Origin of the sequence: Anaerococcus urinomassiliensis (genome assembly GCF_900128425.1) — a bacterium.
Taxonomy (GTDB): Bacteria; Bacillota; Clostridia; order Tissierellales; family Peptoniphilaceae; genus Anaerococcus; species Anaerococcus urinomassiliensis.
Map to the genome: position 1 here is coordinate 566656 of NZ_LT635782.1, position 23504 is coordinate 590159.

Sequence of the window (23504 nt, forward strand, 5' to 3'; positions counted from 1 at the left end):
TTATGAGATTATCAAAGTATTATATGCCAACACTAAGGGAAGACCCAGTTGATGCAGAGACAGCAAGCCATAAGCTCTTAGTAAGAGGAGCGTTTATTAGAAAACAAGCTAGTGGTATCTATTCATTCCTACCATTAGGACAAAAAGTTAAAAATAAGATCATAGACATAGTAAAGGAAGCTATGGATGGACATGATTCTATAGAAATTTCTACATCTATATTACAAGATAAAGAAATTTGGGAGAAAAGTGGACGTTGGGATACTTTTGGTCCAGAAATGTTCAAGATAAAAGATAGGAACGAAAGAGAGTACGCCCTAGGACCTACAGCAGAAGAAGCTCTAACAGATTTAGTTAAAAACGAACTAAATTCTTACAAGCAACTTCCATTAAATTTATATCAAATAGTAGATAAATTTAGGGATGAAAAAAGACCTAGATTTGGTATCAACAGAAGCCGTGACTTCTTGATGAAAGATGCTTATTCTTTTGACAAAGATCAAAAAGGCTTGGAAGAATCCTACCAATTGATGTGGGATGCCTATGTAGAGGCTTTTGATAAGATGGGTCTTGATTACAAGATTGTAGAAGGTGACACTGGTTCAATGGGTGGAAGAATGTCCCATGAATTCATAGCACTAGCAGAAACAGGTGAAGGAGTGATTTTCTTTACTGAAAATTCTGACTATGCCGCTACTGATGAGAAGGCTCGCTTTAAATTTGAACCTATAGTAGAAGATTTAAAAGAGCTTGAACTTGTAGAAACACCAAATGTAACTACTATAGAAGAAGTTAGTGAATTCTTAGCAATTCCATCTAATAAATTTGCGAAAGTAGTCGACTTGATGGTAAAAAATGAGCCGATCTTTGTAGTGATTCCTGGTGATCGCGAATTAAATGAAGCAAAACTTTTGTCATATTTAAAGGTTGCTGAACACGATATTGAGATGATGGATGATGAAACCATAGAGAAGATCACAGGAGCAAAAGCAGGATTTACAGGACCTATTGGCTTAGAAGATGTGAGAGTACTTGTTGATGAATCTATAACAAAAATAAACAATGTTGTAATAGGTGCAAATAAAACTGATCACCACTATATAAATGCAAATTTTGCTAGAGATTTTGAAGGTGAAGTTGTAGAAGACCTACTTACAGCCAAGGAAGGTGATATGGCCTATGATGAAACGGGTATATTAAAATCTGCTCGTGGTATAGAAGTGGGCAATATTTTCCAATTAGGTACTAAGTATTCTGAGAGTCTAGAAGCATATTTCCTAGATGAAAATGGCAAACAACAACCATTTATTATGGGTAGCTATGGTATAGGTATATCAAGATCAATTTCAGCTATTGTTGAACAAAATTATGATGAAAAAGGAATAATATGGCCAACATCTGTAGCACCATTTGAAGCTATGATTACTATCATAAATATTAATGATGAAAATCAAATGAGGCTTGGAGAAGAAATTTACCAAGAATTAAGGAAAAAAGGTATAGATGTTCTCCTTGATGATAGAAAAGAAAGAGCTGGAGTTAAATTCAACGACCGAGATCTCATAGGTATTCCATATAGGATAACTGTAGGAAAAGATGCAAAAGATAATGTAGTTGAATATTCTACAAGAAAAGAAATGCAAATTGAAAAGATTGATAAATCAAAAGCTATAGAAGAAGTTATTTCATCTGTAAGAGAAGACTTGGCAAGATAAAAAGGGTATCATCTTAGTAGTAAAGAAACTTATTTAAATTATAAGGAGAAAATAATGATAGTTAATGCAAAAGAATTCTTAGACAAAGCTTATGAAAATGGATATGCTATAGGACATTTCAACACAAATAACCTAGAATGGACTAGAGCAATCCTTGAAGCAGCAGAAGAAAAACAAACTGCTGTTATCATAGCATCATCTGAAGGTGCTGCAAAATACATGGGTGGATTTAGAGTAGTAGCTGACCTAGTTCGTGCTATGCACGATGAGTTAAACATAACTGTTCCAGTTGCCATACACCTAGACCATGGAACATATGAAGGCGCAAAATCTTGTATAGAAGCAGGATTTACTTCAGTAATGTTTGATGGATCAAGCCTTCCACTTGATGAAAACCTTGAAAAAACTCGTGAAATAGTAGAACTTGCTCATGCTAAAAACATTTCTGTAGAAGCAGAGGTTGGTGGCATCGGTGGAGAAGAAGATGGCGTAGCAAGCGAAGGAGAACTTGCAGATGTAGAAGAATGTAAGAAGATAGCTTCTTGTGGTATTGACTTCTTAGCTGCAGGTATAGGTAATATTCACGGAGTTTATCCAGAAAATTGGAAAGGATTAAACTTTGATAGATTAAAAGAAATTTCTGATGCAGTAAATATGCCAATCGTACTTCACGGTGGTACAGGTATACCTGAAGATCAAGTTAAAAAGGCCATAGAACTTGGTGTTTCAAAGATCAATGTAAATACAGAATGTCAAATAGCTTTTGCTAAAGAAACTCGAAAATACATCGAAGAAGGCAAAGACCAACAAGGTAAAGGCTTTGATCCAAGAAAACTACTAGCACCAGGAACAAAGGCTATCAAAGAAGTTGTTTATGAAAAAATAGCTATGATGGGTTCAGAAGGCTCTGCTAATAAATAGTAAAAAAAGATTTAAAGTAAAGGGCCTTTGGGTCCTTTATTTCTATTAAGGAATATATGACAAATTACCAAGAAAATACAGTAGCTGAACTGAGAGAAATTGCCAAAGAATTAGAAATCTCTTCAGTTACTAAATATAAAAAAGATGAATTAATAAAACTAATCGAGCAAGCTCAAAAAGAAAATGAAGAAGATAAAAAAGAAAAACAAGACAATGATCTGGGAGCTAAGTTTGATTGTGAGGGTGTGCTAGAAATCTTACCAGATGGTTATGGATTCCTAAGATCTGACCTTTATGAGCAAGGTGACGATGATATATATGTACCTCCTAAGCAAATAAAGATGTTTAGACTAAAAACAGGAGATTACATAAGAGGAATCGCCCGTGAAAAACATGACAAAGATAAATTTGCTCCATTAATATTTGTAACAGATGTAAATGGTATAAAACCTGGCGAAGCCTTTAATAGAATAAGTTTTGAAGACTTAACACCTATATATCCAGATGAAAGATTACAATTAGAAAGATCTAAAGATAGTTTATCAGGCAGAATTATTGACATCATATCTCCTATAGGCAAGGGACAAAGAGGTCTGATAGTTTCTCAACCTAAGGCAGGAAAGACAACCTTAATTAAAGAAATAGAAAGATCAATTGAGAAAAACTATGATGATGTAAAAATTTTTGTACTCTTAATTGACGAAAGACCAGAGGAAGTTACAGACTTTATTAGATTTGTAAATGAATACAGGGATCCTTCAAACGATTATATGAGAACAGAAGTTGCCTCATCAACATTTGATATGCATCCACAAAATCACGTAGATATTGCAGATATGATTTTGGAAAGAGCTAAGAGGTTTGTAGAAGATAAAAAGGACGTTGTAATTCTACTTGACTCTATAACAAGGCTTACAAGAGCTTATAACATAGTAACTCCTCAGTCAGGCAAAACTTTATCTGGTGGACTTGACCCAATGGCTCTTGTTGGGCCAAAACAATTTTTTGGTGCGGCAAGAAATATTGAAGGTGGTGGATCTCTTACAATACTTGCGACAGCCCTAATTGATACTGGCTCTAGAATGGATGACCTCATTTTTGAGGAATTTAAAGGAACTGGTAATATGGAAGTCCACCTTGATAGAAGATTATCTGATAGGAGAATCTTCCCGGCTATAAATATAGAAAAATCATCTACTAGAAGGGAAGACTTACTACTAAATAAGGAAGAATTAGAGGCAGTATATAAGCTTAGAAAATCAGAATTAGATAAGACAGGATCAATTATTGAGCTCATTGACTTTATGAAAAAAACCGATTCTAATGATAAATTTGTAGATTTTATAAATAGAACACTTTAACTTGATTATAAGCTTTATACATGGTATAATCTTAAATGCTTATTGAATGAAGAAGATAGAGGTGTTTATATGAAAAAAGAATTACATCCAGAATACCACGAAGCTAAAGTAACATGTATTTCTTGCGGTAATGAGTTTACTGTTGGATCTACAGAAGAAGAAATAAAAGTAGAAGTTTGCAACAATTGCCATCCATTCTACTCAGGTAAACAAAGAACAGCTGAACGTGGTGGTAACGTAGAGAAATTTAACAGAAGATACGGTAGAAAATAATAAGGTTAGGAAACTAACCTTATTTTTGTATGCATAATGAAAGTAAAAGATGTTATAAACAAGGCAAATGATGATTTAATAATAGGATTATCATATCTAATGGATAAGTCAAAATCATACTTATATTTAAACCCAGAATCTCAATTAACAAGTGATTTAGAAGATAAGATTTTATCCATAGAAGGAGATCTCAATAATGGAATCCCCTTGCAATATGCCTTAGGGTATTGGGAGTTTTTAAATATAAGTTTAATAGTCGACAAGAGAGCTTTAATACCTAGGTTTGAAACTGAGATTATAGTCGACTATATAATAAAATCTGATTTTAAAAAAGATAAAATCTTGGACATAGGATCAGGATCTGGTGCCATAAGCCTAAGCTTAGGGAAGAATCTGCCTGATTCGCTAGTACTTGGAGTAGATATTAGTGAAGATGCACTAAGTCTTTGTAATGAAAATAAAGATAATTTGAACCTTACTAATGTTAATTTTATAAAGAGTGATTTGTTTGATAATATAAGCGATACATTTGATATTATAGTTTCAAATCCTCCCTATATTAACGAAAAGGATTATCTTGCCTTGGATAAAAAGTTATACCATGAGCCAAAGTTAGCCTTGTATGGTGGAAAAGATGGTCTGTATTTCTATAAAAAAATTATTCACCAAGCTAGTGATTATTTGAATAATAATGCACACTTAATTTTTGAAATTGGATATGATCAAAAGGCTCCAATAAATGAACTATTGGTCAAATCTGATTTTAAAAATATAATAAATTTGAAAGATTTTAATGGGTTTGATAGGTTTATCATTGCCCAGAAAGGATAATTATGTTCGAAAATTTAGATCATATTAGAGAAAATTTTAAAGACCTCGAGTTAAAACTTGCAGATCCAGAAATTATTTCTGACATTGAAAAATACACAAAGATATCTAGAGAATACAATTCACTTAAACCAGTAGTTGAAAAATACGAGGATATCTTAAATTCTGAAGCAACCATTGAGGAAAACCAAGAATTGCTAGAAGAAACTAATGATGAAGAAATGCTTGAAATGTTAAAAGAGCAAATCAACGAAGAAAAGAAAAACCTGGAAGTTTATAATGAAGAGATGAAGATTCTACTAATTCCTAAAGATCCTAACGATACAAAAGACGTTATCGTAGAGATTAGACCAGGAGCGGGTGGAGATGAAGCAGGTCTTTTTGCAGGGGATTTGTACAGAATGTACAATATGTATGCTGATAAAGCAGGCTTTAAAACCGAAGAGATTGATGTGACTACCCAGGGAGTAGGGGGCATAAAGGAAGCAACCTTTGTTGTAAAAGGTGAAGGTGCCTACTCAAAACTAAAATATGAATCAGGTGTTCACAGGGTCCAACGTGTACCAGAAACAGAATCTGGTGGTCGAATCCACACATCTACAGCAACAGTAGCAGTAATGCCAGAAGTTGATGAAGTTGATATAAAACTTGATCCAAATGATATAAGGGTAGACGTTTATAGGTCTTCTGGTAATGGTGGTCAATCTGTAAATACAACAGACTCTGCAGTAAGACTAACTCACGAGCCAACAGGTCTCGTTGTAACCTGTCAAGATGAGAAAAGTCAGATTAAAAACAAAGAAAAAGCAATGAGGGTATTGAGAGCTCGCCTTTATGAGATAGAAGAAGAAAAAAGAAACAAAGAAATTGCTGATAACAGAAAATCTCAAGTCGGAACAGGTGACAGGTCTGAAAGAATTAGGACCTATAACTTCCCTCAAGGTAGGATTACAGATCATAGAATCAATAAAACCATCTACCAACTAGAAGACTTTTTGAATGGCAATATTGAAGAAATGATTGATGCATTAACAACTGAAGATCAAACTAGAAAACTAGAACACATAGGTGAATAAATTGTTTAATCTATTAGCTAGTAAATTTGTAGATGATTATAAGAATGAGGATAATCCACACACTAGATTGGCCCTGATTTCTCTCTCATCTATAATATCGATAGTAATTAATGTCTTGCTTAGTGCAGGTAAATTAATAGTAGGGGTAATAGTAAACTCTGCTGCAATTATTAACGATGGTTTCAACAATTTATCAGATACAATTGTAGCTATAATGGCTTTTGTGGGGGCAAAAATAAGTAGAAAGCCAGCTGATAAAGAACATCCTCACGGCTATGGTAGGGGAGAAGCCCTCATCACCCTTCTAGTAAGTATACTAATAATGTATGTTGGATTTTCTTTGCTTATAAATTCATTGGGAAAATTTAAGGAAGATAACATAGTTTCAATTAACTTGCTAACTATGGGAGTACTTATCATAAGTATATTGGCGAAAATCTATATATATTTTTTAAATAGAAGACTATATAGAAATCTTGATTCTGAACTGAACTTGGGAGTAATGATAGATTCAAGGAATGACATATTATCAACTCTTGCAATAATTGTATCTTTGTACCTACAAAAATATATAAACTTTAACCTAGATGCCTTAGCAGGTGTTATCCTATCCGGAGCAGTATTTATGCCAGGATTTAATATGTTTAGGGATACAATGAACTATCTACTAGGCCAAAGACTTAGCCCAGAAGTTGAGAAAAAGCTTGGGAATATGCTTATGGATAATCATTTTATAGTTGGTTATCATGGGTTAGAAATACACGATTATGGCAAAGGTCATTTGGATGGAACTGTTGATGTTGAAATAGCACAAAATATTTCACTTTTAGCAGCCCATCAATTAATAACTGACATACAAAAAGAAGTAGAAAAAGAAACAGGAATTAGACTGAATGTACATTTAGATCCAACCTATTCACTAACTTTTAATGACAACTTAAGAAAAGAAATTGAACAATTAGAAAAACAGGCAATAAATGAATACGACGATTTCTAAAATAGATCGAAAAAATATTGACAATAAAATTATAAATAATGCAGGCAAAATCATCAATGAAGGCTCTTTAGTAGCTTTTCCTACTGAAACTGTTTATGGTCTTGGTGCCGATGGCTTAAACGATGAAGCGTGCAAGCACATCTTTGAAGCTAAGGGTAGACCAAATGACAATCCACTGATTTTACATATTTCTAATATATCTATGTTATATAATTTAACTGATGAGATAAATGAAGAAAGCAAAAAATTAATGGAAAGTTGCTGGCCGGGACCTCTTACTATTATCTTTAAAAAATCTGATAAGGTTCCTAGTGCAGTTACAGCAGGGCTTGATACAGTTGCAATCAGATATCCCAAAGATGAAATAGCGCTAGCTCTAATAAGTGCGGCAAATACTCCAATTGCTGCTCCTAGTGCTAATTTGTCAGGCAAGCCTTCACCTACTAGAGCTATTGATGTATACCAAGACCTTAATGGCAAGATACCACTTATAATTGATGGTGGAGCTTGTGATATAGGCATAGAATCAACGGTAATAGATCTTAGCGAAGAAGTACCAACTATACTTAGACCAGGCTTTTATACTTACGAGTATATCAAAGATATTTTACCAAATGTAAGACTTGATGATTCAATAGTAGATAGCAAAAAAATACCAAAATCTCCAGGTCAAAAATATACCCACTACGCTCCAAAAGCAAAGATGGAAATTTTTGTAGGAGAAAAAGCTTCTGATGAAATTCTAAAGAAGGCTTTAGATGAGAAGAGTAAGGGTAAAAAGGTAGGTGTACTCGTATTTGAAGACCAATTAAGTAAGTTTAAAGATTTTAAGCTTATTAGTCTTGGTAATAGATACGATTTGACATATATGTCCCATGTTTTATTTACATCGCTTAGATTGATGGATGATGAAAATGTTGATTTAATTCTAGCTGAGGGTGTAAGTGAAGAAGGCTTGGGTAAGAGTATAATGAATAGAATGAAGAAGTCAGCATCTTTTAATGTAAACTATGTATAGGAGAAATTAATGCAAGAACATGTAAAAATTTTGGACCATCCGGTAATTAAACACAAGATATCTATTCTTAGAGATATAAATACAGGATCAAATGAATTTAGATCTATTATAAAAGAGATAGCTATGATTCTAGCATATGAAGCTACAAAAGATTTAGAACTTGAAGAGTACGAAGTTGAAACTCCAATTACAAAAACAACTGGATATAAGCTTTCTGGCAAGAAACTTGGTATAGTGCCAATATTAAGAGCTGGTCTTGGCATGGTTGATGGTGTCTTGGAAGTATTTCCTGCAGCTAAAATTGGACATATAGGCATGTACAGGGATGAAGAGACTCTAAACCCAGTTGAATATTATTCAAAATTACCATTAGATGTTGAGAAAAGAGATATTATTGTCATTGATCCAATGCTTGCAACAGGTGGATCAGCTTGTGATGCAATAGACAATTTAAAAGCTAAGGGCTGCAATAGTATAAGATTACTTAGTATAATAGCAGCTCCAGAAGGAATAGAAAAATTAAGAGAAGCGCATCCTGATGTTGAAATCACTGTTGCACAACTTGATGAAGGATTAAATGAAAATAGTTACATTGTACCTGGCCTTGGAGATGCAGGAGATAGACTATTTGGTACAAAATAAAGGAAAAATAATGGATAAAAAAGAGATTTTGCTTATAAACGGTGGTGGACCATTAAGAGGGGAAGTTCTTATATCAGGAGCTAAAAATTCTGCCTTGCCAATACTTGCCGCTTGTGTCTTGGGTACTGAAGAGATAATTCTAGATGGTGTTCCTAAGCTAAAAGATGTTGAGATAATGATAGAGGTATTAAGACATCTGGGTAGTAAGGTTGAATATATAGGAGATGAATCCTTAAGAATTGATTCATCAGGCATAAACACTTGCGAAACTCCTTTTGAACTTATGGATAAGATGAGAGCCTCATTTGTCGTAATGGGACCATTGTTATCAAGGTTTAAAGAAGCCCACACCAAAGCTCCTGGAGGCTGTAATATTGGCGCTAGACCTATAGACCTTCATCTAAAGGGATTTGAAGCTTTAGGAGCTCATGCTTTAGTAAATGATGAAGCTATATCAATAACAACCAATGGAGAACTTATTGGTAATGAAATTTATCTGGACTTCCCATCTGTAGGTGCCACACAAAACATAATGATGGCAGCCTGCCTTGCTAAGGGCGAAACCATCATAGAAAATGCTGCTAAAGAACCAGAAATTGTAGATCTTGCATCTTTCCTTTCAAAAATGGGAGCAAAGATTAAGGGAGCTGGAACATCAACTATAGTAATAGAGGGTGTAGAAAAACTTACTGGTACAAGTCATACTATCATTCCAGATAGGATTGAAGCTGCAAGCTATATGCTAGCAGCTGTGATGACTAAAGGTGATGTTACAATCAAAAACGTGATTGGATCACATATCAGGCCGGTAATAGCAAAGCTTATTGAAATGGGTGCTAGCGTAGAAGAAATTGAAGAAGAAGATATTATTAAGGTTTCAGCAAATCAAAAGCTAAAGCCAACTAATATTCAAACTCTACCATATCCTGGTTTTCCTACAGATGCCCAAGCTCAATTTATGGCATTGATGACTGTCTGCGATGGAGAAAGCAAGATTCAAGAAACAGTTTTTGAAAACAGATTTATGCATGTAGAGCAATTAAATAAAATGGGAGCTGCTATAGCAACAAGTGGTAATAGAGCTACTATTGTTGGAGTAGACAAACTTCATGGTGCTGATGTAAAAGCAACAGATTTAAGAGCAGGAGCTGCCCTTGTTATGGCAGGACTTACAGCTAGTGGCCAAACAAGAATATCTGATATCTATCACATAGATAGGGGTTATAGCAACCTAGTTGAGAAATTTACTAAGCTTGGTGCTGATATTAAGAGAGAAACAATAGATTAAATGAAAATAGAAGGCATAGTTACAAATATAATTTATAGAAATGAAGAAAATGGCTACAATATTATTGTTGTGGAAACTTCTGATTCTGATATAACTTGTGTGGGTACTATGCCCTTTTTTGAGCCTGGAGATAATTTAGAGATTGAAGGCGACTTTACCTATCATGATAAATATGGTGAACAAATCCTTGTAGATTCAGTAAATTTGAAAAAACCTACTGGTAAAACTAGCATTATAAATTATTTGGCCAATGCAAATATTAAAGGCATAGGCAAAAAAACTGCATCAGATATCTACGATAGATTTAAAGATGAGTCTATAGACATTGTCTACAATAATCCAGATAAGCTAATAGAAATAACTGGTATTGGCAAAAAGAAAATAGCTGATATTAAGATGACCTCAGAAGAATCTAGAGATTCTAGAAATACCATGCTATTTTTGCAAGGCCTAAATATATCATATAATTTGTCTATGAAGATTTTTAAACATTATGGTAATGATGCTATAGATATTATAAAGACAAATCCCTACCAACTTATGGAAGATATATCAGGTATTGGATTCAAAATGGCTGATAATATTGGCCAAAATATGCAGATGAAGTCAAACTCTAAGTTTAGGATATCTGCTGGAATATCTTACATATTAAATTACGAATCTGAATTTAATGGACATACAGCCCTAAAATATGATTATCTAGTAGATAATGTAAGTAAACTTTTGAGAGTAAAAAAAGAAGAAGTGGTAAAAGAAATAAATGACGATGCTATTGAGGGAAAATTATACAATGTAATCATAAATGAGCATAAATTTATTTATAAAAACTCATTATTTAAAGCAGAAAAATCTGTTGGTTTGGAACTTTCTTACAAGAAGAAGACGCCATATGCCTTTGATGTGACTATTGATGAGGATTTATCAGTATTTTCAGATGAACAGAAACTTGCCATAAAAGAAGCTTTCAAAAATATGCTCTTAGTGATAACTGGTGGTCCAGGCACGGGAAAAACTACAATAATAAAAGCCATAACATCAATATTAAGGTCTAATAATCTTACCTACGCTCTATTAGCTCCGACAGGGCGTGCAGCAAAAAGAATGCAAGAATCGACTAATGATGAGGCTTACACAATCCATAGGATGATAGGAATAAGACCTGATGAACTTATATCTGAATATAACGAAGAAAATCCTATAGAAAAAGATTATATCATTGTAGATGAGATGAGTATGGTAGATATATACCTTATGAAGACCTTACTTGCTGCTATATCAGCCAATACGGCCCTTATTTTGGTAGGGGATAGCGACCAATTGCCATCGGTTGGACCAGGGAATGTATTAAAAGATATTATCGAAACTGATATAAAAACCATAAGGCTAAAAAAAATATTTAGACAAGCAGGAGAATCTAATATAGTTATAAATGCCCACAGGATTAATAATGGAGAATATCCAATACTAAATGAAGCAGGCAAGGACTTCTTTTTTGTAGAAGCAAATAGAAATAATTTTAATGATACACTATTAGATTTAGTAAACAATAGATTGCCAAAATTTTATGGTATAGACAAGGTTAAAGATATACAAATACTTTGTCCAAGTAAGAAAACTCCGTGGGGATCAGCATATATAAATGAAAATATGCAAAAAGCTATAAACCTATCTAAAGATAAGCTAGAAATAAATAAACAAATTTTTAAAATGAATGATAAGGTTATGCAAATTAGGAATAATTATAATCTTATACCAGAAAATTCTATTTATGAAACAGAAGGTGTCTATAATGGTGATATTGGATTTGTTAGTGAAATTGATCAAGAGTATGAGAATCTAGAAGTTGTATTTTACGATGGATCTTTTGTAAAATACAAAAAAGAAGATATAAAGGATCTTGATTTATCTTATGCTATAACAATTCATAAGTCTCAGGGATCAGAATTTGATTGTGTCATTATACCCATGATGCAGGTGGCTCCAATGCTTTTGACTAGAAACTTATTTTATACAGGTGTAACACGTGCCAAAAAACTTGTGATTTTAGTTGGGGAGAAGAATATTATCAAAAAAATGGTTGATAATAATTCTTCCAATAAGAGATACACAAATTTATCATACTGGATAAATGAGATGGGGGATGTTATTGATGATTGATTGGTTATTTCTCGACGAGAATACCTGTTTTAATTGCAAATCTAAGAAAGCTGTTGCACATTTTTTATGCGAGGATTGCCTAAAAAAGCTAGACTATGTTGCAAATGAATTTAAGATAGATAAATACCAAGCTCATGCTGTTTATTTTTATAATGATACAATGAAAAAATTAATTGCTGATTATAAATTCAATAGGAATACATCCCTTAGTAAGGTATTTTCTAGTATTTTGTATGATTATGCTAGGGTCCACAATCTATTTGAAGTTGATTATATCCTGCCTTCACCAAGTTCCATACAGACTATCAATTATAGGGGATTTGATCACATAAAGATAATTTGTGATTATTTTATTGATGATATTAAACCTGGCTATTTGAATACTTTTAAAAAAGAGCGTGACACGAAGGCTCAACATACACTCTCTAAAGATGAGAGGTCTTATAATCTAAAGGGGGCCTTTAAATTTGATGGTGATTTGACAGGTAAGTCAGTTTTAATAATAGATGATCTTATAACTACTGGCAATACCGTAAAGGAAATAACAAAAGTTTTGGAAGATTCCAATGTAAAAGAGGTGACAGCCTTGGCCATCACCTCAGAACAGCGCTTAAATTAAACATATAAAAGAGTTTCTAAGAACGCTGTTGTTGTAGTATCTTTGTTAAAGCCATATTTCCATAATAGGAATAATAGAATTACTATAAGCACCCAGAACCACCATGTTGAATAAAATGGTTTTTCCGCTTTAACAGCTTTCTTTTCTCTAGAATTCATACGATTAGGACTTTGACTTGCGCTAGTCCTGTTTGCATTATCATGATTTTCATCTTTATTGTAGTCAAAAGATTCTTTGTTTTTCTTATTTTTTATGTTTTCAAAATCTTCCGCAACATCATTTTTAATATTATCAAAGTTTTTTTCTACTTCTTTTTTGGCATTGTTGAAATCTTCTTTTGCGTCAACTTTTGCCTCATCAAAATTAGTTTTTATTTTTTTAGAAGTATCTTCAAAACTTTCTTTGATGTCATCGCTTGCCTCATCAATTGATTCTTTTATACTTTCACCGGTTTCCTTTACTTGGTTTTTAACATTGTTACTGTCTCCGGCTTCAAAGGTTCTTTTTTTATCGTCAGTCATAATTATCCTCCGTACTAATAAAATACCCAATAATTAGACTTTTACTCAGTCTATTATTGGGTAGTGAATTTATTATAATTATGCTAAGGATTTTTCTTTTTCCGTTTCGTTCATATACTCATATATTTTAATTGCTATGGCCATTTCAATTCTTTTTCTAAACAATTTACAAGAATACTCGTGAATTTGGTTGATGTCTCCATTTGCGTTGTAGTTGTTTGCAGCACATCCACCAGAACAGTACATATTTGCCCAGCAAGATTTGCACTCTTCTTTTGAGTAGCAGTTGCAGGTCTTAAACTGATTTACTAAATCATCTCTTAATATACCACCTTTAAGATTACCTATTATAAAGTCCTCATTGCCTACGAATTGGTGGCAAGGATATAATTTACCGCTAGGGGTCACTGCCATATATTCTGTACCAGATCCGCAACCTGATAACCTTTTGTGTGCACATGGTCCATTTTCTAAGTCAATCATATAGTGGTAGAAGATGAATTCATCGTTCTTATCAATAGCTTCGATCATCATATCAGCTAATTTTTCGTATTCTTCATATAAGATTGGTAAGTCTTCTTCTTTTAGTGCGTATTCTGACTCTGAGTTACCTACAACAGGTTCTAGAGAAGTTCTCTTAAAACCAAGATCTAAATAAGTTTTGACATCCTCAGTAAAATCAAGATTATTAGCAGTAAAAGTACCACGCATATAGTATTCTTTGTCGCCACGTTTTTCTACAAAATTTTGGAATTTTGGAACTACGGTATCAAATGATCCCTTTCCACCAATAGTTTTTCTGAATTCATCATGAACTTCACGTCTTCCATCTAGGGATAGGACTACATTTTTCATATTTTCATTTAAATAGTCGATTTTATCATCATCTAAAAGCATACCGTTGGTAGTGAGAGTGAAGTTAAAGTGTTTGTTATAAACATCTTCTAGACTCCTGGCATAGTCTACAGTTTGTTTGACTACATCCCAGTTCATGAGTGGCTCGCCACCAAAAAAATCGACATCTAAATTGTAATGGTTGCCAGAATTTTCAATTAGAAAGTCAATAGCATCTTTTGCTGTCTCTACTGTCATAATAGCATCAGGTCCGTGATATTTTCCACCTTTAGCAAAGCAATATTCACAAGACAGGTTACAAGTGTGAGCTACATTTAAACAAATAGCTTTGACATTTGTAGGTCTTTTTGTGACATCGATAGATAGGTCAGCAAAGTTATCTGTAGTAAATAACATTCCTTCTTCTTCTAATGCCTTAACTTCATCATAGGCTTCTTCAAACTGATCATCAGAAAGATTGTATGTAGATAATTTATTTTTAATCTCTTCTTTTGTGAATTCCTCATACATTGAGATAATTTGATAGGTCACATCATCTACTGCATGAACTGAACCACTATATGTATCTAAAACTATATTAAAGCCCTTGGCCTTATATTGGTGTATCATAAATTCTCCTTAATTTTAATATATAGTATTATACTAAAACACTAGGTTTTTAAAAGAAAAAAATAAGGGATAATCCCTTATTTATTCTTTTTGCTAACACATTCTTGGTTAGCTACTCCACAGCTTGTTTTGCAAGCAGATTGGCAAGATGTTTGGCATTCGCCACATCCACCAGTTTTCTTGCTATTGTGAAGATTTCTGGTATTTAAAGTTACAATTCTTTTCATATGTATACTCCTTTGTATAATTCCTATACAAATTAATATTAACAGTTATGAGATAATTTGTCAATCTAGGATAAGAATTGTATCATATATATTCAGTTTAGTTTGATGATTTGCCATGTAATTCATAGTTGATATTATATCTTCATCAATTATTTCACCTGGACTTAGGATGGGTATTCCTGGTGGATAGGCATAGACGAACTGTCCACAGATTTTACCATCCAAATCACCTACACTAACTTTAGATTTTTGCCTTAGTATAGCATCAGATATTTCCAATGCTTTATCTGGTATCTTATAAGTAAAAGAATAGCTAGTACTGTCCTTTTTGATATTTTTATCAATATCTAAGAGGGCAGCTTTTAAGCGCTCAAATCCAATTTTACTATCAAAAATACTTGCAATAAGAAGGGCATAAGTAGGATATGACATTTCAATTTCAATTTTTCTATCCCTTAGCATTCCTTCCAAAATAAAACCATCTATATTTGTATTAGCAGTAGAAATTAAAATTTTGCTCTTATCTTTTCTATCATCGTCTATAATTTCTAAATGATTTAAATTGAGCTGATAAATTGTATCCAAGTTTTTTTCTAAGTCACTATACATATGATAAAACTCTGTAAATTTATCAATCATTTCATCAATAGATTGTAATATTACATATGAAGGTGATGACGTTTGGAATATAGCCATATTTCTGCGTATTTCCTTAGAATAATTCATATTATTTATAAGAACTGCAGAAGATGGAGTTAGGGCAGATAAGTTTTTGTGAAAGGAAGTTATAGCGACATCAAAATAATTATTATAATTACCAGATAAAATACTGTGAGATCCATGGGCCATATCTACAACCAGATGGGTAGAATTTTTTCTGGCAAGTTCATATATTTTTTCTAAATTTATATAGTAACCTTCATATGATGGTGAAGTAACGATTATAACACCGTAATTTTTCTTTTTCAATTTCTCTTCTAAGTCCTCATAATCAATGTCAATTATTGCTCCCACATTATTTAAAATAACATTAATATAATCAGCTTTTAAATTATTTAATTCAATAGCATTGTAGACTGATTTATGGGAAGACCTTTGAATTAGTATATTTTTATTTTTATAAGTCAAAGCTCTAATAGTTGACAAAATCCCAGCAGTAGAACCATTTGTAGAAATAATTGCATCATCTACTTGATAAATATCAGATATTTTTTCTTCCATTTGAGAAAAAATCTCTTTAGGGTCATTTAGGTTATCAAAACCATATATTTCTGTCAGATCTCTCTTATAAGGAATATCATCTCTTAATATATTAGTTCTTTTTGATCCTGGCATATGAAAGGGATAGTAATCTTCTCTTAAATATTGGTCTAATTTTTCATTAAGCATTAAGTTCACCTCTAATATTATTTTACACTAAATCTAATTAATTATTAAAGGTATAATAAGGGTATAAAGATATTTGGAGGATGGAATGGATATTAAATCAAAAATCAGAGTAATTGAAGACTACCCAATAGAAGGTATTTCATTTAAGGATATTACTACACTGTTAAAAGACAAAGATGCATTTGAAGAATCATTAAATATGCTGGAAAAAGAGCTTGAAGGCATTGATTTTGACTATATTGTAGGTATCGAATCAAGAGGATTCATATTTGGAGCACCACTTGCTGATAGGCTAGGAGTAGGGTTTGTTCTTGTAAGGAAACCAGGTAAACTTCCAGGAGAAATCGAAAAAGTTTCCTATGAGCTAGAATATGGTAGCAATGAACTTGAAATGCACAAGGATGCTCTTAATGAAGGCGACAAGGTAGTAATAATAGATGACCTTATAGCAACAGGTGGATCTGCAAAAGCATGTGCTAAGCTAATTGAAACCCTTGGTGCCGAAGTAGCTGCATTTGAATTTTTAATAGAACTAGAAGAACTAAATGCTAGAGAAGTCTTAAAAGATTATAAAGTAATATCACTCGTAAAATATGATCATTAAACAAAGGCCATCTTACGATGGCTTTTATAAGTTTGTATGTATTTTTAACTTATTTAAAAGAAATCTTTAGATAGTAAAAAATTATATTAGAAAACTTGAATAAGAAATATGCCATAGTATAATAAGACTAAGGTCAGAGATGGTCAAATAACGATAAAGGTGGAGGCATACATGAAATATAGAGATTATTACGAATTACTAGGAGTGGATAAAAAAGCAAGTGATGCTGATATCAAAAAAGCATACAGGAAGCTTGCTAAAAAGTACCACCCAGACCTTCATCCAGATGATAAAGATGCACACGAAAAATTTAGTGAAATAAATGAAGCATATGAAGTGCTTTCAGATCCTGAAAAGAGAAAAAAATACGATATGTTTGGTAAGAACGCTAATTTCTCTGGTGGACAAAACTTCAATCCAAGTGATTTTGGTTTCGATTTTGGAAATTTTGGTAGAGGTGCAAGCTATAGCTATTCTACAGGTGGAGATAGTGGATTCTCAGATTTTTTTGATACACTTTTTGGTGGCATTGGAAGGACAGCTTCACAAGCTAAATCTAAAAGATTTACCAATAGCCAAGGCTTCAATGCGAAGAAAAAGAATACTTTAGATGCAAAAATAGAAATATCAATAGATGAAGCAATCAATGGTACTAGTAAAACAATAGCTATCAAAGATGGTAATACTACAAAAAATGTAGAAATTTCTATACCAAAAGGAATAAAAAACAATAATAAGATTAAGGTAAATGGTTCAAAATATGGTATTAATTCTTATATTTTGGCCAAAGTAATAATTAAGGAAGAAGATAACCGTAGGGTCGAAGGCAATGACATCTTACAAAAAGAAAAAATAATGCCATGGGATGCCTATTTTGGAACAAAGAAAAAGATATCAACCTTAGATGGAAGTCTTATGGTGACCATACCTGAAAAAATTCACTCTGGACAAAAGATGAGACTAAAAGGTTTTGGTTACAAGGATAGAAAAGGTAAGAAAGGCGATTTAATCTTAGAACTGATGGTTGATAACCCAGAAAATATGAGTGAAGAAGCAAAAGAACTATATGAAAAATTAAGTGAAATAGAGGGATAAGTTATGGATTATAAAAAATTTACACAAAAGTCATTAGAAGCAATAAATGATGCAAATAGCATAGCAATTAAAAACTCCAATCCAGAAGTTAATGAAATTCACTTAAACTATGCTAGTATTGAAAACTCAGATTCTATAGTAGCTCAAGTGATTAAAACTATGGATGTCGATTTCAATGCTTATAGAAACGAAATAAAGGATTTAGTAGAAAGACTTCCACAAGCAAGTGGAGGCTCTGATATATATCCAACACAAACATTTACTAGGATACTCCTTAAGAGTGAAGATGAAGCCAAGGATATGGGAGATAGTTTTGTTTCCCTTGAGCATATATTTTTGGCTTTATTGAATGAAAAAACTAAAGTTAGCGATATTAATAAGAGATATGGTTTGACCTACAAGTCTTTTAAGAATTCTATTGAAAAGGTCAGAAAAGGTCAAAAAGTTACTAGCGACAATCCAGAAGAAACTAATAATCCATTGGAAAAATTTGGTCGTGATCTTACTCAGGAGGCTAGAGAGGGTAAAATAGATCCAGTTATAGGTCGTGATAGTGAGATAAGAAATGCTCTTAGAATTTTATCAAGACGTAAGAAAAACAATCCAGTATTGATTGGTAATCCAGGTGTTGGTAAAACGGCCATAGTAGAGGGATTAGCACAAAGGATTGTAAATAACGACGTTCCAGAGCCACTTCAAGGTAGAACTATATTTTCTCTTGACATGGGTTCTCTTGTAGCAGGTGCAAAATATCGTGGTCAATTTGAAGAAAGACTAAAGGCAGTAATTGAAGAAGTACAAAATTCTGATGGTCAAATAATAATGTTTATAGATGAAATCCACACTCTAGTTGGTGCTGGAAAATCAGAAGGCGCTATGGATGCATCAAATATTATGAAACCAATGTTAGCACGTGGTGAGATAAAGGTGATCGGTGCAACTACCTTAAACGAATACCGTGAATATATTGAAAAAGATGGTGCGCTTGAAAGACGTTTCCAAAAAGTAATGGTCAATGAACCGAGCGTTGAAGATACTATTAGTATCCTAAGAGGTATCAAGGATAAGTACGAAATATTTCACGGCATTAGAATACAAGATAGTGCTGTAATAGCTGCAGCTCAATTATCTGATAGGTACATTAGCGATAGATTTCTTCCAGATAAGGCCATAGACCTTATGGATGAGGCTTGTGCTACCGTTCGTACAGAAATAGATACAATGCCAACTTATCTTGATGAGGCAAAGAGAAAATTATTACAATTGCAAATAGAAATCACTGCTCTTAAAAAAGAAGAAGATGAATCGTCAAAAGAAAGATTAAATATTTTAGAAAGAGAATTAGCTGACCTATCAGAAAAATATGATGCGGACTTTTTAAGATGGAAAGAACAAAAATCTTCAATCGATGATGTAAAAAATATCAAAGAAGAGATAGACAAGGTAAAGGTAGAAATAGATAAGGCAGAACGTAATTATGACTTTGAAAAACTTTCTGAACTTAGATATGGAACTCTTCCAGGCCTTGAAGAAAAATTAAAGAAAGCTAGTGACTTATCACAAAATGATAATGAGGATTCTATAAAAGAAGTGGTAACTGATGAAGATGTTGCAGATGTAGTAAGCAACTGGACAGGAATACCAGTATCAAAACTTGTAGAGAGCGAAAGAGAAAAGATATTATCTTTGCCAGAGAAACTTCATCAAAGAGTAATAGGACAAGATCAAGCAGTGGAAGCTGTTTCAGATGCTATAATTCGTGCTAGAAGTGGCCTAAAGGATGCATCTAAACCAATTGGGTCTTTTATATTCTTAGGTCCAACTGGTGTTGGTAAGACAGAACTTGCAAAGGCATTATCTGAGGCTATGTTTGATGACGAGAACCATATGTTAAGAATTGATATGAGTGAATATATGGAAAAATATTCAGTGTCAAGACTTATTGGTGCAGCTCCTGGTTATGTGGGATACGAAGAAGGTGGCCAACTAACAGAGGCCGTAAGGCGTATGCCATATGCAGTTATCTTATTTGATGAGATTGAAAAAGCCCATCCAGATGTATTTAATATATTATTACAAGTCTTAGATGATGGTAGACTAACAGATAGTATGGGCAGAACAGTAGATTTTAAAAACACAATTATAATAATGACTTCAAATATAGGAAGCCAATATTTATTAGATGGTCTAAAAGATGATGGTAGTATTGATGATATGAATCAAAAATTAGTAGAAGAAGCTCTAAGAACTTCTTTTAAACCAGAATTCTTAAACCGTATTGATGATATAGTTATGTTTAGTCCACTAACTAGCGATCAAGTTTATAAGATTATAGACTTACAAGTGGCTGATATTAGTAAACGATTAAAAGACTTAAATATAGACTTGGATATCACTCCAGCAGCCAAAGAATATATTCTTGCTAATTCTTACGATGTAGACTATGGTGCTAGACCGGTAAAAAGATACTTACAAAAAAATGTTGAAACAAAACTAGGTAAGCTCATTATTGAAGGAAAAGTAAAAGCAAAAGACAAGGCAATTCTAGACCTTGGTGAAAATAATGAATTAACATTCAAAGTTTGATAAGGACGGGCTTGACAGCCCGTTTTTTATACCCTAGCAAAACACTATATATAGTATGCCATTTACAAAAGATACTACATATGGTATACTTTTATAGAAATTGGAGGGGTAAATATGACTGAAGTAATAAAAAGAGACGGTAGAAAAACTGAATTTAAAACGGAAAAAATAATAATAGCTATAGAAAAAGCAATGAAAAGCCCAAGTGGTATATACATAGAAAATCAAGCAAATGAAATTGCAAATGAGATTAAAAATGAAGTTAAAAATAAAGAAGTATCCATATATGATATAGAAGAATTAGTTTACTATAAATTAATTGATAGGAATAACCCAGCTACAGCCAGAGCATATGAATCTTATAAGTCCATACAAACATATAAAAGGGAACAAAACACTTCAGATAAAGACATATTATCTCTGTTAAATATGACAAATATTGACGTGATGGAGGAAAACTCTAATAAGAACGCTGTGATAGCATCCACTCAAAGAGATTTAATAGCCGGTGAAGTTGCAAAAGATATAGCAAAAAGAAAGCTTATACCTGCTGATCTGGTAGAAGCTCACGAATCAGGGGCAATCCATATACACGATCTTGACTATCTTATCCAACCAATATTTAATTGTTGCTTGGTCGATATGAAAGATATGCTTGACAATGGCACTGTAATTAATGGAAAAATGATAGAAAGTCCAAAGTCTTTTCAAGTAGCCTGCAATGTGATGACTCAAATTATAGCCCAGATTGCATCAAATCAATATGGTGGACAATCAATAAATATTTCATGTCTAAGTCAATATCTAAAAAAGTCCTACAAAAAGAATATTAAATTAGCTAATGAGACTCTAGAAGATAGACAAAAAGCTGAGTCGATGGCAACTGCTATGACCCAAAAAGACTTGGAATCAGGTATACAAACTATCCAATATCAGATTAATACCCTTATGACTAGCAATGGACAAGCTCCATTTGTAACATTATTTATGCACACAGATGAAAGCGATCCATACATAGAACAGACAGTAAAAATAATAGAAGAAATTCTAAAACAAAGGATTCAAGGGATAAAAAACGAAGCAGGTGTATACGTTACGCCAGCCTTTCCAAAACTAATATATGTCTTAGATGAGAATAATATCCATGAAGATAGCAAGTATTATTACCTAACGGAACTTGCAAGCAAATGCACTGCAAAAAGAATGTATCCGGATTATATTTCAGCTAAGAAGATGAGAGAGAATTACGAGGGCAATGTATTTTCTCCAATGGGATGCCGAGCATTTTTGCCTCCATATAAAGATGAAAATGGTAAATATAAATTTGATGGTAGATTTAATATGGGGGTTTGCACCATAAATCTCCCACAAATAGGAATCCTTGCTAGAAATGATCAAGATAAATTCTTTGAAATTCTTGAAAAAAGATTAGATCTTGTCAAAGAAGTTGGACTATTAAGATATGATCATCTATCAAAGGTAACAAGTGATAGTTCCCCAATCCACTTTAGCCATGGAGCTATAGCAAGACTTCCAAAACACACACCTATAAAGCCACTTCTTGAAAATGGATATGCTACAGTTACCATTGGCTATATTGGAATATATGAAGCAAGTATTCTTGTTACTGGAAAGTCTCATACAAGTGAAGTAGGCAAAGAATTTGCAAAAAAAATAATGAAATTATTAAATGATAAGAAAGAAGAGTGGACTAAGGAATACGGTATAGCTTTTGCTGTATACGGCACTCCAGCCGAAAGTTTGACCCATAGATTTTGCTCAATAGACAAAAAAAGATTTGGTGATATAAAAGATGTAACAGACAAGGGATACTATACAAATTCTTTCCATGTTGATGTAAGAGAAGAAATTTCTGTATTTGATAAGTTTGATTTTGAAAGTGAATTTCAAGCTCTTTCAACAGGTGGATGCATCTCTTATGCCGAAATACCAAATATGACAAAAAACCACCAGGCACTATTAACTATGATTAAATATATTTATGATCATATCCAATATGCTGAGTTTAATACAAAATCTGATTATTGTGCTAATTGTGGTTTTGATGGGGAGATCCTACTTAATGATGAAAACGAGTGGTACTGCCCAAATTGTGGTAATAAAGATCGCAGTACACTTACAGTTGTGCGTAGGACCTGTGGATACCTTGGAGAGAACTTTTGGAATGAAGGAAGAACTAAGGAAATAAAAGCTAGGGTGCTTCATATATGAATTATGGACAAATAAGACAATATGACATAGCAAATGGACCAGGAATAAGGACAAGCATATTTGTAACAGGATGCAGTCTAAATTGCAAAAATTGTTTTAATAAAGATTATCAAAATTCTAATTATGGTAGTCCTTGGACAGAAAAAGAAGATGAATTAATAATTTCCTACCTAAGTGATCCAAATGTGGCAGGCCTAACCATACTTGGTGGCGAACCTTTCGAAAATACCCATGGTCTAATTTCTTTATTAAAAAGAATAAATACAAATAAATCAATTTGGATATATTCTGGATATACTTATGAATATTTAATAAAAAATTATAAAACTTTAGAACTATTAAAGCTTGTAGATGTTTTAGTCGATGGACCATTTATAGAAGGTCTTAAGGATCTAAACCTCTATTACAGAGGTTCTAGAAATCAAAGAATAATTGATGTTAAAGAAAGTTTGCTAAATGATGAACTTATCCTCCACGATGGGTATATATAA

General features: G+C 32.8%; 21 protein-coding genes. 17 read left to right on the forward strand and 4 right to left on the reverse strand.

The genetic code is table 11. The annotated features are described in order from the left end of the window. Nucleotides 1-2: 2 nt before the first annotated feature. From BQ7474_RS03715 to BQ7474_RS03770, 12 genes are all read left to right on the forward strand, one after another. Nucleotides 3-1715: a proline--tRNA ligase gene (locus BQ7474_RS03715; RefSeq protein WP_073997663.1), complete on the forward strand. Its 1713-nt coding sequence runs from the start codon at nt 3-5 to the stop codon at nt 1713-1715. A 54-nt stretch (nt 1716-1769) separates the two neighbouring features. Then, nucleotides 1770-2636, forward strand: a complete 867-nt coding sequence (gene fba / locus BQ7474_RS03720; protein WP_073997664.1) for a class II fructose-1,6-bisphosphate aldolase — start codon at nt 1770-1772, stop codon at nt 2634-2636. Between the two features lie 56 nt (nt 2637-2692). Beyond that, entirely contained in the window at nt 2693-3997 is a 1305-nt protein-coding gene (gene rho / locus BQ7474_RS03725; RefSeq protein ID WP_073997665.1) for a transcription termination factor Rho, read from the forward strand. A 69-nt stretch (nt 3998-4066) separates the two neighbouring features. Beyond that, entirely contained in the window at nt 4067-4270 is a 204-nt protein-coding gene (rpmE, locus tag BQ7474_RS03730; protein WP_073997666.1) for a 50S ribosomal protein L31, read from the forward strand. A gap of 36 nt (nt 4271-4306) precedes the next feature. After that, a complete protein-coding gene (prmC, locus tag BQ7474_RS03735; protein WP_073997667.1) occupies nt 4307-5101 on the forward strand; it encodes a peptide chain release factor N(5)-glutamine methyltransferase in 795 nt (264 codons plus the stop codon). Nucleotides 5102-5103: 2 nt separating this feature from the next. Next, nucleotides 5104-6174: a peptide chain release factor 1 gene (gene prfA, locus BQ7474_RS03740; protein WP_073997668.1), complete on the forward strand. Its 1071-nt coding sequence runs from the start codon at nt 5104-5106 to the stop codon at nt 6172-6174. A 1-nt stretch (nt 6175) separates the two neighbouring features. Continuing rightward, on the forward strand, nt 6176-7171 hold the full coding sequence (locus BQ7474_RS03745) for a cation diffusion facilitator family transporter (protein WP_073997669.1): 996 nt from the start codon (nt 6176-6178) through the stop codon (nt 7169-7171). After that, nucleotides 7152-8189, forward strand: coding sequence for an L-threonylcarbamoyladenylate synthase (locus tag BQ7474_RS03750; protein ID WP_073997670.1), 1038 nt, complete (start codon nt 7152-7154; stop codon nt 8187-8189). The genes BQ7474_RS03745 and BQ7474_RS03750 overlap by 20 nt, the downstream gene beginning before the upstream one ends. Before the next feature lie 9 nt (nt 8190-8198). Further along, the gene (gene upp, locus BQ7474_RS03755; RefSeq protein WP_073997671.1) at nt 8199-8831 is read left to right on the forward strand and encodes a uracil phosphoribosyltransferase; all 633 of its coding nucleotides are present in this window, start codon (nt 8199-8201) and stop codon (nt 8829-8831) included. A gap of 10 nt (nt 8832-8841) precedes the next feature. Next, nucleotides 8842-10119: a UDP-N-acetylglucosamine 1-carboxyvinyltransferase gene (gene murA / locus BQ7474_RS03760; protein WP_073998788.1), complete on the forward strand. Its 1278-nt coding sequence runs from the start codon at nt 8842-8844 to the stop codon at nt 10117-10119. Beyond that, nucleotides 10120-12276, forward strand: coding sequence for an SF1B family DNA helicase RecD2 (gene recD2 / locus BQ7474_RS03765; protein WP_073997672.1), 2157 nt, complete (start codon nt 10120-10122; stop codon nt 12274-12276). It abuts the gene before it with no gap. Next, nucleotides 12269-12895 (forward strand): ComF family protein, encoded by a 627-nt coding sequence (locus tag BQ7474_RS03770; protein WP_073998789.1) that lies wholly within the window; start codon nt 12269-12271, stop codon nt 12893-12895. The genes recD2 and BQ7474_RS03770 overlap by 8 nt, the downstream gene beginning before the upstream one ends. Here BQ7474_RS03770 and BQ7474_RS03775 read toward each other — a convergent pair. The 4 genes from BQ7474_RS03775 to BQ7474_RS03790 form a co-directional block, all read right to left on the reverse strand. After that, nucleotides 12892-13416, reverse strand: a complete 525-nt coding sequence (locus BQ7474_RS03775; protein ID WP_073997673.1) for a YtxH domain-containing protein — start codon at nt 13414-13416, stop codon at nt 12892-12894. The two genes, BQ7474_RS03770 and BQ7474_RS03775, sit on opposite strands and share 4 nt — an antisense overlap. A gap of 78 nt (nt 13417-13494) precedes the next feature. Then, nucleotides 13495-14880, reverse strand: coding sequence for a thioether cross-link-forming SCIFF peptide maturase (gene scfB, locus BQ7474_RS03780; protein WP_073997674.1), 1386 nt, complete (start codon nt 14878-14880; stop codon nt 13495-13497). Nucleotides 14881-14957: 77 nt separating this feature from the next. Next, complete coding sequence (scfA, locus tag BQ7474_RS03785; RefSeq protein WP_073997675.1) at nt 14958-15107, reverse strand: six-cysteine ranthipeptide SCIFF; 150 nt, start codon at nt 15105-15107, stop codon at nt 14958-14960. A gap of 60 nt (nt 15108-15167) precedes the next feature. After that, the gene (locus BQ7474_RS03790; protein WP_073997676.1) at nt 15168-16496 is read right to left on the reverse strand and encodes an aminotransferase class I/II-fold pyridoxal phosphate-dependent enzyme; all 1329 of its coding nucleotides are present in this window, start codon (nt 16494-16496) and stop codon (nt 15168-15170) included. 85 nt (nt 16497-16581) lie between these two features. Between BQ7474_RS03790 and BQ7474_RS03795 the strand changes: the two genes are divergently transcribed. The 5 genes from BQ7474_RS03795 (at nt 16582) to nrdG (ending at nt 23504) form a co-directional block, all read left to right on the forward strand. After that, nucleotides 16582-17100 (forward strand): adenine phosphoribosyltransferase, encoded by a 519-nt coding sequence (locus BQ7474_RS03795; protein WP_073997677.1) that lies wholly within the window; start codon nt 16582-16584, stop codon nt 17098-17100. Between the two features lie 171 nt (nt 17101-17271). Then, nucleotides 17272-18195 (forward strand): DnaJ domain-containing protein, encoded by a 924-nt coding sequence (locus BQ7474_RS03800; RefSeq protein ID WP_073997678.1) that lies wholly within the window; start codon nt 17272-17274, stop codon nt 18193-18195. Nucleotides 18196-18198: 3 nt separating this feature from the next. Next, nucleotides 18199-20781 (forward strand): ATP-dependent chaperone ClpB, encoded by a 2583-nt coding sequence (clpB, locus tag BQ7474_RS03805; protein WP_073997679.1) that lies wholly within the window; start codon nt 18199-18201, stop codon nt 20779-20781. 114 nt (nt 20782-20895) lie between these two features. Then, nucleotides 20896-23013 (forward strand): anaerobic ribonucleoside-triphosphate reductase, encoded by a 2118-nt coding sequence (gene nrdD / locus BQ7474_RS03810; RefSeq protein ID WP_073997680.1) that lies wholly within the window; start codon nt 20896-20898, stop codon nt 23011-23013. Further along, complete coding sequence (gene nrdG, locus BQ7474_RS03815) at nt 23010-23504, forward strand: anaerobic ribonucleoside-triphosphate reductase activating protein (RefSeq protein WP_073997681.1); 495 nt, start codon at nt 23010-23012, stop codon at nt 23502-23504. Before nrdD ends, nrdG begins: the two co-directional genes overlap by 4 nt.

What these genes read in the sequence shown, in the direction of transcription:
- BQ7474_RS03715 (WP_073997663.1), top strand. Translation starts at nt 3, where the DNA reads ATGAGATTATCAAAGTATTATATGCCAACACTAAGGGAAGACCCAGTT.
- fba (WP_073997664.1), top strand. Translation starts at nt 1,770, where the DNA reads ATGATAGTTAATGCAAAAGAATTCTTAGACAAAGCTTATGAAAATGGA.
- rho (WP_073997665.1), top strand. Translation starts at nt 2,693, where the DNA reads ATGACAAATTACCAAGAAAATACAGTAGCTGAACTGAGAGAAATTGCC.
- rpmE (WP_073997666.1), top strand. Translation starts at nt 4,067, where the DNA reads ATGAAAAAAGAATTACATCCAGAATACCACGAAGCTAAAGTAACATGT.
- prmC (WP_073997667.1), top strand. Translation starts at nt 4,307, where the DNA reads ATGAAAGTAAAAGATGTTATAAACAAGGCAAATGATGATTTAATAATA.
- prfA (WP_073997668.1), top strand. Translation starts at nt 5,104, where the DNA reads ATGTTCGAAAATTTAGATCATATTAGAGAAAATTTTAAAGACCTCGAG.
- BQ7474_RS03750 (WP_073997670.1), top strand. Translation starts at nt 7,152, where the DNA reads ATGAATACGACGATTTCTAAAATAGATCGAAAAAATATTGACAATAAA.
- upp (WP_073997671.1), top strand. Translation starts at nt 8,199, where the DNA reads ATGCAAGAACATGTAAAAATTTTGGACCATCCGGTAATTAAACACAAG.
- murA (WP_073998788.1), top strand. Translation starts at nt 8,842, where the DNA reads ATGGATAAAAAAGAGATTTTGCTTATAAACGGTGGTGGACCATTAAGA.
- recD2 (WP_073997672.1), top strand. Translation starts at nt 10,120, where the DNA reads ATGAAAATAGAAGGCATAGTTACAAATATAATTTATAGAAATGAAGAA.
- BQ7474_RS03770 (WP_073998789.1), top strand. Translation starts at nt 12,269, where the DNA reads ATGATTGATTGGTTATTTCTCGACGAGAATACCTGTTTTAATTGCAAA.
- BQ7474_RS03775 (WP_073997673.1), bottom strand. Translation starts at nt 13,416, where the DNA reads ATGACTGACGATAAAAAAAGAACCTTTGAAGCCGGAGACAGTAACAAT.
- scfB (WP_073997674.1), bottom strand. Translation starts at nt 14,880, where the DNA reads ATGATACACCAATATAAGGCCAAGGGCTTTAATATAGTTTTAGATACA.
- scfA (WP_073997675.1), bottom strand. Translation starts at nt 15,107, where the DNA reads ATGAAAAGAATTGTAACTTTAAATACCAGAAATCTTCACAATAGCAAG.
- BQ7474_RS03790 (WP_073997676.1), bottom strand. Translation starts at nt 16,496, where the DNA reads ATGCTTAATGAAAAATTAGACCAATATTTAAGAGAAGATTACTATCCC.
- BQ7474_RS03795 (WP_073997677.1), top strand. Translation starts at nt 16,582, where the DNA reads ATGGATATTAAATCAAAAATCAGAGTAATTGAAGACTACCCAATAGAA.
- BQ7474_RS03800 (WP_073997678.1), top strand. Translation starts at nt 17,272, where the DNA reads ATGAAATATAGAGATTATTACGAATTACTAGGAGTGGATAAAAAAGCA.
- clpB (WP_073997679.1), top strand. Translation starts at nt 18,199, where the DNA reads ATGGATTATAAAAAATTTACACAAAAGTCATTAGAAGCAATAAATGAT.
- nrdD (WP_073997680.1), top strand. Translation starts at nt 20,896, where the DNA reads ATGACTGAAGTAATAAAAAGAGACGGTAGAAAAACTGAATTTAAAACG.
- nrdG (WP_073997681.1), top strand. Translation starts at nt 23,010, where the DNA reads ATGAATTATGGACAAATAAGACAATATGACATAGCAAATGGACCAGGA.